This window comes from Wolbachia endosymbiont of Folsomia candida, from assembly GCF_001931755.2.
Taxonomy (GTDB): Bacteria; Pseudomonadota; Alphaproteobacteria; order Rickettsiales; family Anaplasmataceae; genus Wolbachia.
Window position 1 is genome coordinate 179,256 of the sequence record NZ_CP015510.2, and the last position, 12,698, is coordinate 191,953.

At 35.4% G+C, this 12,698-nt stretch carries 12 protein-coding genes; 7 read left to right on the forward strand and 5 right to left on the reverse strand.

Going from position 1 to position 12,698, the window contains the following annotated elements; translation table 11 throughout:
* Window positions 1-9 precede the first annotated feature (9 nt).
* From atpH to ASM33_RS00870, 5 genes are all read left to right on the forward strand, one after another.
* Window positions 10-570 (forward strand): ATP synthase F1 subunit delta, encoded by a 561-nt coding sequence (gene atpH, locus ASM33_RS00850; protein WP_110409447.1) that lies wholly within the window; start codon window positions 10-12, stop codon window positions 568-570.
* A complete protein-coding gene (gene atpA, locus ASM33_RS00855) occupies window positions 567-2,108 on the forward strand; it encodes a F0F1 ATP synthase subunit alpha (protein ID WP_110409446.1) in 1,542 nt (513 codons plus the stop codon). Before atpH ends, atpA begins: the two co-directional genes overlap by 4 nt.
* 9 nt (window positions 2,109-2,117) lie before the next feature.
* A complete protein-coding gene (greA, locus tag ASM33_RS00860; RefSeq protein ID WP_110409445.1) occupies window positions 2,118-2,612 on the forward strand; it encodes a transcription elongation factor GreA in 495 nt (164 codons plus the stop codon).
* 3 nt (window positions 2,613-2,615) lie between these two features.
* Complete coding sequence (ribB, locus tag ASM33_RS00865) at window positions 2,616-3,260, forward strand: 3,4-dihydroxy-2-butanone-4-phosphate synthase (RefSeq protein WP_110409444.1); 645 nt, start codon at window positions 2,616-2,618, stop codon at window positions 3,258-3,260.
* A gap of 74 nt (window positions 3,261-3,334) precedes the next feature.
* Entirely contained in the window at window positions 3,335-4,642 is a 1,308-nt protein-coding gene (locus ASM33_RS00870; RefSeq protein ID WP_110410533.1) for a M48 family metalloprotease, read from the forward strand.
* A 147-nt stretch (window positions 4,643-4,789) separates the two neighbouring features.
* On the opposite strand, the gene ASM33_RS00875 is transcribed toward ASM33_RS00870, so the two are convergent.
* Both ASM33_RS00875 and murG read right to left on the reverse strand, forming a co-directional pair.
* Complete coding sequence (locus tag ASM33_RS00875; RefSeq protein ID WP_110409390.1) at window positions 4,790-5,914, reverse strand: IS4 family transposase; 1,125 nt, start codon at window positions 5,912-5,914, stop codon at window positions 4,790-4,792.
* A 150-nt stretch (window positions 5,915-6,064) separates the two neighbouring features.
* The gene (gene murG, locus ASM33_RS00880; protein ID WP_110410532.1) at window positions 6,065-7,138 is read right to left on the reverse strand and encodes an undecaprenyldiphospho-muramoylpentapeptide beta-N-acetylglucosaminyltransferase; all 1,074 of its coding nucleotides are present in this window, start codon (window positions 7,136-7,138) and stop codon (window positions 6,065-6,067) included.
* A gap of 91 nt (window positions 7,139-7,229) precedes the next feature.
* Here murG and ASM33_RS00885 point away from each other — a divergent pair, with 91 nt between their 5' ends.
* The gene (locus ASM33_RS00885; protein ID WP_110409443.1) at window positions 7,230-7,712 is read left to right on the forward strand and encodes a hypothetical protein; all 483 of its coding nucleotides are present in this window, start codon (window positions 7,230-7,232) and stop codon (window positions 7,710-7,712) included.
* Here ASM33_RS00885 and lpdA read toward each other — a convergent pair.
* From lpdA to ASM33_RS00900, 3 genes are all read right to left on the reverse strand, one after another.
* Entirely contained in the window at window positions 7,709-9,094 is a 1,386-nt protein-coding gene (gene lpdA / locus ASM33_RS00890; protein ID WP_110409442.1) for a dihydrolipoyl dehydrogenase, read from the reverse strand. The genes ASM33_RS00885 and lpdA overlap by 4 nt on opposite strands.
* A 247-nt stretch (window positions 9,095-9,341) precedes the next feature.
* On the reverse strand, window positions 9,342-10,457 hold the full coding sequence (locus ASM33_RS00895) for a hypothetical protein (protein ID WP_110409441.1): 1,116 nt from the start codon (window positions 10,455-10,457) through the stop codon (window positions 9,342-9,344).
* A gap of 380 nt (window positions 10,458-10,837) precedes the next feature.
* On the reverse strand, window positions 10,838-11,695 hold the full coding sequence (locus tag ASM33_RS00900; RefSeq protein WP_110409440.1) for an Rpn family recombination-promoting nuclease/putative transposase: 858 nt from the start codon (window positions 11,693-11,695) through the stop codon (window positions 10,838-10,840).
* Window positions 11,696-11,857: 162 nt separating this feature from the next.
* On the opposite strand from ASM33_RS00900, the gene ASM33_RS08620 reads away from it, so the two are divergent.
* The gene (locus tag ASM33_RS08620; RefSeq protein ID WP_237342924.1) at window positions 11,858-12,637 is read left to right on the forward strand and encodes a hypothetical protein; all 780 of its coding nucleotides are present in this window, start codon (window positions 11,858-11,860) and stop codon (window positions 12,635-12,637) included.
* The last annotated feature ends 61 nt before the right edge of the window (window positions 12,638-12,698 follow it).

The following is a 12,698-nucleotide window of genomic DNA, read 5'->3' on the forward strand; positions in this document are numbered from 1 at the left end:
ATTAAAAATATGAGAAAGACTGAGTATAATAATTTAATTTCATCTTATGCTAGAGTGCTGTTAGATGTTGCATGTGATAAATTAGATACTGTAAGAAAGGAAGTAGAGTTTTTGTTGGCTTTTTTTGAAAATCAGTGTGATGTTTTGGTATATTTATCGAATCCGAGGGTCTCTTTTTCAAGCAAAAAAGAAGTAATGCTTTCTATGAAAAAGCATTTAAGTGAAGATTTAATAAGATTTATCATAGTTATATTTGCCAATAAGCGTTCTGGTTTTTTAATTCCCATATTAGAAAAATTCTTGCATTTTGTAAGAGAAAATAAAAATGAATTCGAGATTACTATCAAATCAGCAGAGTCTTTAAAGGAATCAGATATAAAAATAATTACTGAATCTTTGAGTTTTCTTGGTAAAATAATAAAAGTGAGTAATGTGGTTGATCCTTCCATATTAGGTGGTTTTATAGTTAGATATGGCTTTAATTTGATTGATGCTTCGCTAAAAAGTTACTTAGATAGGTTAGTTGATTTAAGTAAAATGGAAATATTAAAAATAGGGAATTGTGTATGACAGATCGTATGAATGCTTCTGAAATAGTAAAGATAATAACAGAGAAAGTTGGGGCATTTGATAATCCTATAAAGCGAGAAAATATAGGTGAGGTGATTTCAGTAACTGATGGTATCGCGCTCATTTATGGGCTAGAAAAGGCAAAATTCGGTGAAAAGGTGTTTTTTGCAAGCGGCATAGAAGGAATAGTTCTTGATTTAGATCATGACACAGCTGGAGTTGTGATACTCGGTAATGACCGCGATGTTAAAGAAGGTGATATTGTAAAATGTAGTGGTGATGTTGTTAAAGTGCCTGTAGGACATGAGTTATTGGGCAGAGTTGTGAATGCTTTAGGGCATCCTATAGATGGTCATGGGGAAATTAGATCTAAAAACACGATGGATATAGAGTCCAAAGCGCCTGGCATTATTGATCGTAAGTCTGTGCATGAGCCACTTCAAACTGGAGTGAAAATTATAGATTTGCTAATCCCAATAGGTAGAGGGCAGCGTGAGTTAATTATTGGTGATAGGCAAATTGGTAAAACTACTATTGCTCTGGACACTATTATCAATCAGAAAAAGATTAATGATGAAGTAGATGATAATCAAAAAGTTTACTGTGTTTATGTTGCGATTGGTCAAAAAATTTCAACAGTAGCGAAAGTTGTAAATAAGCTAAGAGAGAGTGGAGCATTGGCATATACGACTGTAGTGGTGGCTAGTGCATCTGACTGCGCGCCTATGCAGTTTTTAGCGCCTTATGCTGGTTGCACTATTGGGGAATTTTTCCGTGACAATGGAATGCATTGTTTAGTTGTGTACGATGATTTATCTAAACATGCTGTGGCATATAGACAAATGTCCTTACTACTCAGGCGTCCTCCTGGTCGTGAAGCTTACCCTGGTGATATATTCTACGTACATTCTCGGTTGCTTGAAAGAGCTGCTAAAATGTCTGATGAAAAAGGGCAAGGGTCTTTAACTGCTTTGCCAATTATTGAGACTCAAGCTGGTGATGTGTCAGCGTATGTTCCAACAAATGTTATCTCAATTACTGACGGACAAATCTTCCTTGAATCTGAATTATTTCACAAAGGGTTTCGTCCTGCAGTGAATATAGGGTTATCAGTTTCGCGGGTTGGTTCTGCTGCACAACTCAAATCTGTGAAAAAAGTTGCGGGTTCTATAAAGTTAAGTTTAGCTCAATATAGAGAACTAGAAGATTTTGCGAAATTTGGTTCTGATCTTGATGCTAGTGTTCAATTATCCTTAAAAAAAGGGCGATACCTTGTTGAGTTATTAAAGCAAAAGCAACATTCACCTATGCCGGTAGAAGAGCAAGTGGTGCTGATGTATATTTTTTCTAATCTATATGATCAATTAAGCAATATCAGTGTAAGTGACGTTGGTAAATTTGAGCATGACCTTATTAGTTATTTTAATGCTGCGCATCCTGGAGTTTTAAAAAAGTTGTCAAATGACATGGGTGATGGTATAAAAAATGATGTTTTCAATATTGTGAGTAATTTTGTTACTCAATTTAATTGCGTTTAGGTGGTGGTTATGGCTTCATCCATTATTAATAAGATTCCTATGACAAAGGAAGGTTTTGGGCTTATGCAAGCTGAAGTTGAAAAATTAAATGAAGAGAAACCTTGTGTTATACAGGCTATTTCTGATGCTCGTGATCACGGTGATTTATCTGAAAATGCAGAGTATCATGCTGCACGGGAGAGGTTAGGTTTTATTGAAGGTCGTATAATGGAGCTAGAGAATAAGCTTTCACATGCAGAAGTGATTAAAGTGGAAAATTTGTCTGGTGATACAGTAATGTTTGGCGCAACTCTCACACTTAGTATGTTTAATCATGATGATACTGAAGTAGAATATATTTATAAAATTGTGGGTGAATATGAAGCTGATGTTTCAAAAAAGTTGATATCCAGCAGCTCACCACTGGGAAGTGCTTTAATTGGCAAGAAAGTCGGTGAATATGTAGAAGTGGTAGTGCCAAGTGGAGAAAAATTGTATAAAATAGTTAAGATTGAGTTTAAATAGATTATGGTACAAGCTAATTTCAAATCAGTGAATCTACCTGGCATTTCTTCTGTTGAAGATGTACTGGAAGATGCTCGTTTAGGTAAATTATTTATTTTAGTTGACGATGAAAATAGAGAAAATGAAGGCGATTTGATTGTCTTAGCTGAGAAAATAAAGCCAGAACATATGGCTTTTATGGTAAATTATGGCACAGGCATTGTTTGTTTGGCAATGACTAAATCTCACATGGAGAATTTAAATCTTAACTTCATGGAGAAAAAAAATGTTAGTGATAATCATACAGCATTTACTACGTCTATAGATGCACGCTATGGTATCACAACTGGTGTTTCAGCAGAGGATAGGACAAAAACTATACTTACTGCTATTGATAAGGATAGTACTCAAGATGACATCATAACACCAGGGCATGTTTTTCCTCTGATTGCGAACGAAGGCGGAGTAACAAAACGTGCTGGTCACACTGAAGCAAGCGTTGAAATAGCAAAGCTAGTTGGGCTTGACCATTCAGCAGTGATTTGTGAATTAGTAAATGATGATGGCTCTATGATGCGGTTACCAGAGCTGCTTAAATTTGCTGAACATCATAAAATTAAGTTAACTACCATCGATAAACTTATCAGTTACGTCGAAAAATTAAACTAGCGTTTATAAATTTATATAATTTTAGTGTTAAAATATAGAATTCCTGTAAATTGTATAAATAGTACGCAATGTCTATGTTTAAATTTACTAAATTTTTTATTTTATTATTCTTTTTTGCATATTGTGATAGTGCTTACTCTGTTAATATCATCAGGGATAGCGAAGTAGAAGCGATGGTGAAAGAGCTGGCGCAACCTTTATTTTCTGCTGCGGGTATTGATAGTGATAGAATGAAAGTTTTTATAATTAATGATAATTCGATTAACGCTTTCGTTATTAACAATAACAGTATTTTCATTCATTTAGGACTTTTACAATATTCTACTAAACCTTATGTTCTGCTTGGTATTTTAGCACATGAAATGGCTCATATATCTGCTGGTCATATATTGCAGATGAGTGGCGCTATGAGTTATTTTCAATCGATAGCGATGATTAGTTATATGGTGGGATTGGTTTCTAGTATTGTTATTGATCCTCAGATTGCTGGTGCAATTCTACTTAGTGGTATAAGTATAAGTAGTAGGTTGTTTTTTAACTATTCTCAAGAACAAGAAAGCGTGGCAGATAGCTATGCTTTAAGATACCTTGATGAATCTGGCTATGACAATGTAGGCATGAAAGAGGTTTTTGATTACTTTAAAAGCATTGAGAGTGAAAGCACTGAACAATATTTCCGCACTCATCCGCTTAGTGATAAACGTGTATTTGCTGTGCAGAATTATAAGGTTAAAAATAATGTAAAACCAGTTCTTACGGATAAATTGCTGAAATTTGAGCGTATGGTTGCAAAGCTAGACTCTTTTTTCTCTCCTGTTCATGTGTTATCTAGTAAATACGAAGGTAATGATAAAATTTCTGAGTATGTGAATGCTATAGTTTGCTATAGGCAAGGAAAGGTAGAGGAAGCTATTGCTAGAGTTGATTTATTAATACAGGAGTCACTCAGTGACCCATACTTATATGAATTAAAGGCAGAAATGCTATACAAGTCTGGAAGTTTAAGTGAAGCAGTCAAAATGTATGAAGAGTCGCTTAAATATTTGTCTGGTGACAACAATTATTTAGTAAAACTTGCGTTGTCTCATACTTTGTTACTGCATGGTGATGCGAAGAAAGCGATTTTTTATTTAGAGCAGATTGTAAGTGTGGAACCAAATAACTCTTTTGTGTGGAAATATTTGAGCATTGCGTATAAACGTGATGCTGATACGGCAATGTATTACTTTGCTTTAACGAAAAAAGCTTGTATTGAAGGCAATTCAAAGCAGTTTATGAAATATGCAGAGCTCGCTGTTCAAGCTTTACCAAAAAATAGCCGTTACTTGCTACAAATTGAAGATATGAAGCGGTTTAATGGTAATGTTAAGAAACTTTCTTGATGATTACTATAAGGAGAGCTAATACAGCTATAGCCAAAATATGTAAGGTTTACCATTTTTTCTGTCATCCTATGACTTGATCATAGGATCCAGTGTAAAAAAAATTCCTGGATCCCAGTGTCACGCACACAAGTGTACGAACGTTTGTTATGGAAAGTGAAAAAGGTAATAATCGTAGACTTTTTCTGGGTTTCCACCACAATATTCAATGACAGGTTTTAGGATTTCAAGCCTGAGTTCATTCATAAAAGCTCTCCTTGCAAACTTATAACTCTTGATTTCGCTGCGTTTTCTGTATTCTGTTAATAAAACCGAAGCAATAAGAATCATGTATAGTGTGACCAAAATTGTGTTTTTGCTATGTCCAAGAAAATGCTTCGTGTTGAGCTCCTGCTTGATAAATTTGAAGAAAACTTCTATTGACCAGCGCCTTTTGTAAAGAGCGCAGACTTCTTCAGCAGACATTTCATAAATATTAGTCAAAAATGTGAGAACTTCGCCATTCTGTCGATTTTGCGCTTTAATTAGCCTGATTTCAAACGACAAAAATCTTGAACCTTTTTGCCCCAGCCTGACTACTACATCTTCCATTAGCTCAAGCGTTCCAGTCTGCATGCCTGCAACTTTTCCGTGGATACGCACAATTTGATAACGAATATTATCGTTGCCACGTGTGATAAAATGTATGCCTTTATCTATAAACTCCTCGAAAGTTGCACGTTTTTGCAGTCCTCGATCAAATATGCAAATCGACTCTTGACCGTGATTTAAAATCATTTCCCGGAACGATGTGCTGTCAGAGGAGCCCTTGGCTTGAGTATACAAGTTCAGCAACTTTGCAAACCTGCCGTCAGTGGCAACGGTGCACTTTACCATATTCTTTGCACCACCACGCCATGGTATTGCAGATTGCAGTAATTTGCTCGATAACTGCAGGGTTGTGGAATCTATAATTAATAGCTTTTCTTGGTCTTTTTGGTTACAAAAACTTTGTAAAACGAACGAAAAAATTCTTTCGAAGTACTTAATTGGTATCGTTTTTAAGCGGCTTGCCACCGATGAATGGCGCGTATTCAGGCAAAACATCCGACGATAATTTTCCTCGATAGTCCGCAAGCTCAGCTCGTTTTTCTCCAATATGCTGTACAGCAGTAAATTAAATATATTTTCTCCCGTAAGTTTGCCCACTTTGTAATCAACGCCAACCGCTTTGCCTATTTCATCTAACACTGCTTTCGGCAATTTTGATATTATTTCTTTGTAATAAAACACACTTCACACCCTAATTTTTTTCCTATCTTATCGCTAAATTAGACGTTCGTACAGTTGTGTGTCACGCACTGGGATGACAACTTCTTCTTTTCAAAATTGTTTAAATATTACTGATTCTATTCGGAAAACCTTATTTATATTAGCTATGTGTCAGCTAGTTGGATAAAAAAACTTTGAAAGGATTCGCATGAATTCAGCTATTCCATCTTTTATCTCTGTTTTTTTCGTGTTATTAGCTGTATCGCGTAATTTTTTTGGATCATTTAATAGGTTAATTAGCAACTCTGCTAGATTTTTTTGTGTTTCACTGTTTTGCTCAATTATTAAAGCTGCACTGAAATCCTCAATATATTTAGCATTATAGAATTGATGATTATCTTTTGAGTGAGGATAGGGGATGTATATAGCTGGGCGCCCAGCAAGAGTGATTTCTGCTATTGAAGTTGCTCCTGCTCTGCTGATTACCAAGTGTGCACTGGCTAACCTATTTTCCATATCATCAAAAAATTCACTTAGCTCATAGTTAATTTTTTCTTTTTTATATTGGCCATCAACAGTATTGATATTTTTTTTTGTGCATTGCTGCATTACTCTGATTTTCTTTTTTATTTCTATGGGTAAGCTGCAAATTACACTGCTTACTACGTTGTCAAAAAAATTTGCACCTTGGCTTCCTGCTATGATTAATATGCAGATTCCAGCGTCACGCGCTGGAGTGACAGTGGGAAGGGGAATAGGATATTCTTGCGCTTTTGTATTAATAAAATTCCCTGTAAAAACACATTTTTCTCCTTTTGCATATTTAGTTATCGGAAAGCTGGTTGCAATCAACTTTGCACTCTTGAGAAAAAATCTATTTACTCGGCCTAAGACTGTGTTTTGCTCATGCAAAATTATTGGTATAGAAAGAACCTTTGCTGCAAGAAGAGCAGGAAAAGAAGCGTAGCTACCAAAGCCGATTACCAATTTTGGTCTTAACTTTCTTATCTGATGTAGAGCTAATATAGAGCTGTAAAATAATAAGAAAAAAAACTTGAGTTTGTGGATAATATTTCCACTTGATTTACATAACGGCAGTACATATATGTCTAAATTGTTATTTTTGCTTATTTTTTTGTCAGTAAACAATATACAATTGTAATCTTGTGCATTTAGTGCTTTCGCTAAAGTGACGGCTGGGAAAATATGTCCACCTGTGCCGCCAGTTGCTAGGATAATATCCATTTGCAAATAACAAATTAATGCTATATTATTAATCATTACTTAATAATTTGCACGTAGAATTTTATCAAGCTTTGTAATAGTTGAGTTGAAAATGCCTGAAAATAACAATAAAAAAAAAGGATCTAGGGTAGAAAATAAACTTCCACAGCAAGAAGTTTCTATTAAGGTGAAAGGGCAAGATGCAAAACAAGCTGCAATAAATCAAGGAAATTTAAATAAAAAAGAACCAAAGGGTAAAGAAGAAGGCAGAAGTGGTGGGGGATTATTCAAAGGTGTTCTTAAATTCATTAAAGGTATATTCACTGCAACTATTGATATGCCTCAGCAGGGGCAGTTTGATAATAGAGACAAAAGATCACAAGAAGATCTAATTCAGCCAGAGAGTGTGCGACAGGGTGAATGGCTCAATCTTTCTCCAGAGACAAAGCAGAAAGCGAAAAAAGCAGCTGAAGGGCTGTTAAAAGAAGAGGTAAAGCTTGATGGTCGTAGTGATCGACCTATTGAGGGAATGGTACCTAATCAAACTCCGCCTGAAGCTAAGCAAGAAAAAAGCGGTGGAAAACAGATTGGTTAGCTGTTTAACGATTCATCGTCTGCAGCAAGAACTGATTCATGTATCATCTCTGAAATGGTTGGATGAGGAAAGATTGTAGATTTTATATCAGAGTCTGTGCCTTCTAGCTCTTTTACAAGAGCGAAATTACTGATTAGCTCAGTTACTTCTGCTCCTATCATGTGGCTACCAAGAATCTCTCCTGTTTTTTTATCTATAATTGTTTTCACTAACCCTTCAGTTTCACTAAGTGCAATAGACTTACCATTAAAGTTAGAATGAAACTTCCCTATTTTTATATCGTATCCATTTTTTATTGCATCTTCCTCAGTGAGCCCAACACTTGCTATTTGTGGATGTGAATAGGTGCAGTTTGGTATGCATTCTTTTTTCAATGCATGAACATTTTTACCAGCAATTTTTTCAACACAAATTACTGCTTCATGACTTGCTTTATGCGCTAAACACGGCGGACCAGCTACATCACCTATTGCATATACATTGGTCTCACCTGTTTCACACCACTCATTCGTCTCAATAAAACCAGAAGAATTTAGTTTAATTTTCGTATTTTCGAGTCCTATATTTTCAGTGTTTGGCTGAATGCCTACTGCAACAATTACTCTATCGAATTCTCTACTTTCACCATTACTCAGTTGTACATGAACAGAATCTTTATTTTTAGTAACGGTTTTCACACTACTATTTGTATATATTTTTATTCCCTGTTTTGTGAAGATCTCTTCCGCCAAATTCGAAATATCTTTATCCTCCAGTGGTAAAATGGTGTCTCTTATTTCTATTATTGTTACGTGAGTGCCTAGTGTGCTATAAAAACTTGCAAACTCTATTCCAATTGCACCAGAGCCTATAATTAAGAGCGATTTTGGTAATTTGCCTGGCATCATGGCGTGCTGCGCATTCCATATTAAATTTCCATCTGCTTCTATTCCAGGCAGATTTCGTGCTCTAACTCCAGTTGCTAAAATGATATGCTTAGAAGAAATCTTCTGTTCTTCCTTATCATTTATCACTTTTATAGCATTATTGCCTGCAAGATTGCCAAACCCTTTTAAGACGGTAATGCTGTTTTTTTTCATCAAATACGCAACACCACTTGATAATTTATCAACGACACTTCTTGAGTATTTCACTATTGACTCTATATCAAAACTTGCGTCTTTTACTTTTATACCAAACTCTTCTGATCTTTTTATTAGCCCATAAACTTCAGAGGCTCTAAGCAGTGATTTTGTTGGTATGCACCCCCAGTTTAGGCATATACCGCCTAAATTCTTTTCTTTTTCGACAATTGCTGTTTTAAATCCAAGCTGCGCTGCTCTAATTGCTGCTATATAACCACCGGGACCGCTACCTATAACTGTGATATCATAATTGTTCATTAACTTTTTTCGTATTCAAAAGACTATGTATACCATAAGGTAACCATATGATCAATTATTTGAGATAGTAGACTATAAGATGGTGTTATCCCAGTGTGTGACACTTGGATGACAGAAAGAGGATACTGGAATGACAGGAGGGAGGGCTACTCGGATGACAGATGATTTTGCAGGAAGTCTAAAGATCCCAGCGCGTGACACTGGGATCTATAAGTTGTAATCTAAGGTTTTTGTAGTATGACGTACATTAAAAATCCCAATGAGATGGATCACCAGATATATAATCAGTTGACACTACTCCTCTTACAGCGGCTATGAAATCTGGATCAGTTGCACTAATACCACCTGCTCCTTCTCCTGCTTGTCCTCGTGGACCTTCTGGCCCTTCTAGACCTTTTGTACCTAAGAAATCTTTTGCTATCTTTAAACTAGCAAGCTCACCATACACTTTGTCATCAGCATTATTTCCGGTTCTATCAAGAGCTTTTCCTAACTCTGTTACTAAAATTGATTTTTTACCATCTTGTGCGCCAAGTACTGTTTCACCTAAGAAAACCTTTGCTGTTTGATTACTGCTAGCACCGTAAGGTGTTTCAGTAGTGCCAAGAGCCTCAGCTAGTTTCGTTACTAAAACTAATTTTTGACCATCTTTTGCACCAAGTAGTGCTTCTGCAAAAGGTTTCTTTAGTACATCTGTATCAAGCTTAGCTAACATAGCATTTACTCCATTTGCAGTTGCATTAGCACCATCAGTATCAGCTTTGAGTGCTAATGCAGTATCTGCTGCTGTTTTAGTATATACTATCTTACTCTTATCAGCACCTGTTGTTATTGCTGTTACTAAAGCATCTACACCTGTTATCGGATTAGTACCGTCATTTAATACAGCTGTTTTGAACTCAGCAGAACCTATAATTGGATTCACCACAGCGCTTTTCGCAAGATCTGCAGTTTTAACAAATGTAGTTCCTGCGTTTGTTTCAAGATTCCCTTCAGTAATAAGCTTTCCTTGAGCTGCTAAGTACTCTACTGGTTTTTGATCAGTTGCGCCATCATACTGTGCAGGTGTTGCGTTAGAAGCAAGCAATTCTCCTAATTTGGTTACTAAAACTGATTTATTGCCAGCATCTTCTGTACTAAGTAAACTTCCTAGAGCAGTAGCCAAACCATTTATTGTATGTGTTGTAGCTGCCTGAGCACCTTGTGCTTGATATCCCAATTCAAGTTCATCGCTTCCTGCTCCTCCTCCTATATTTAAAGTATATTGATTACCTATCTTATCTTCCAAAGTTACAAGTTTAACATCACTCAGGCCTGTTGCTGCTGTACCTGAAACGCTTTCAAATTTTAAACTAGCTGGCATATAACTCTCCGTTAATTGTAAAAAACATACAATGCACAAAAATTGTGTAATTTCTGTGAATGCTAAATATGGTATCAGCTATGGTGTCGTTCCAGTACCCTCCTCCTGTCATCCCAGTGCACAGACACTGGGATCCAGGTATAAAAATCTTTACAAATTGTGTGGTGAACAACAGATTCTGAGAGCATATGTTAAAGCAATGTCTTAATAAAGAAAAAGATGGATCCCAGTGTCACGCACTGGAATGACACCAAAGGTTGATGCTTTTAGTTTCTTTTCTCGCTAAATTAGACATTCGTACAGTTGTGTGTCACGCACTGGTATGACAGGAAAAAATGCACTGGAACGACAAAGAGACACTACTTGATAGTCTTTTCGGCTTATAGCTGCTTTATTTCATCAAAAGAAAGTCCAGTGGTTTGGGATATTACATCAATTGACACTCCAGCTTTAAATAGATTCTTTGCTACTTCGATTTTGGCTTTCATTGCGCCTTTTTGAGTTGCAAGATCGAGCTTATACTCGAGTATGGCTTCTTCTTTGCTAATTCTTAAAATTTCTTCTTCATAATTAATTAGTTCTTTTTCTGACCAATTAAATTTATCAAGCTCACTATATGCTTGTTTTATAATTGGTGCTTTTTGAGTGACCTTTTGCACGTCTTCATCTGTACTTTCTTCTGCATACTTAAAGAAATAACACCATTTTTCTATTATATTTTCCAGTTCATCTTCCTTATCCTTGGGAAATTTTGGTAATTCTATAAAAACAAATTGAAGATCTTTTAAATAGCATCCATTAGTTCTTATATCTCTTACATTATGAGTTGAAATATAATCCAACTGATCAGGAAATAAGTTACAATTTGATATAGCAATAAAGTAAACTGTTTTTAGATCTATATACCTACCAGACTTATCAATTTGGCGAGAGTAAGCTCTGGCAGCATAGTATTGAGCACGTTTTTCAAAGCCCTTATCACGAGCTAGCTGCATTTCCACTACATATCTAACTCCACTCAAGTCTTTACATAAAACATCAACAATACTCTGTTTGTCAGAAGCAATTTCAGCATCTTGAATAGTGCTTAAAAATTCCACTTCTTCTATTGCATCAGATTCAGAAAATCCTAAAATATCATTCAAAAAGTGAATGAGAATATTTTTATTTCTTTCCGTCCCAAAGATTCTCTTAAAACATAAATCATTCTTCGGATCTAGAAACTTAGAAATAGCCATGGCTACAGTGCTTGGAAATATTAGTAATTATACATAATTTGCGACAAATATTCAATGTTTTTATTTATCTACACCTGAATGCCACGGTGCTAGTCTAACTGCATTTTGCATAATAAATAAATTTATGTTATACTGGTTATGTGATAGCTGATGAGGTAAGTTATGTCGTTACAAAAAATCATTATAGATCAATTAGAGAAAAAATTAGACCAGCCGTTCTTACATAAACTTGCTACTGATAAAAAATATTTTGAAGAAATCTCAAAATATTTAAAACACAATTTAAATATAAGCTTAGAAAAATTTATACGTAGCGTCTATAGATCAAGTGGCGGAGATATTAATCTTCGCGATCATAAAGGCGAAACGGCATTATATCCTGCATCAGAAAATTTTAATCAGGGTATGGTGCGTATTTTAAAGTCATGTGGTATGAACATTAGTGACTTCAATCGCGAAGTCAGTAACAAAATATGGGAAAATTGCAAAAAATCCAGGAGAATTTCATTAATTAATGAAGCTAATATTTCCAATATCTGCGATGCAATACGCAGCACTACTAGCGCAGAAAATGTATTGCAGCATTTGGTTTCCGCTACTGTCGGGCTTATTGTTAATACTACTACTACTATGATTATTAATGCTATTAACGGCGATTATTATAATAATTCTATTATTCCTATTATTCATCGAAGCAGTACGGATTTTATTGCTAATAGAGTGAATAATATTATTGGCTTTACTTTTGGAACTATGGCGCATAAGTTTGCACAAATAACACCAGAATTAGTGAGAAACATTTCTGATTTATTACATAATAGATTGGAGGAAAGAAGCAATGATTTGGAAATCGCTAGGTATGAAAAAATACAAGAGAATGTTGCGTCTATTTTAACGGAAGTGCAAGTGGAGCGAATTTTATCTAAAGATAGGCATCGTTGAGTGCTAATTTTGTTATGTAAGTAGCTTGACACTGGCACTCAGTTTCCTTTATAATTTCATC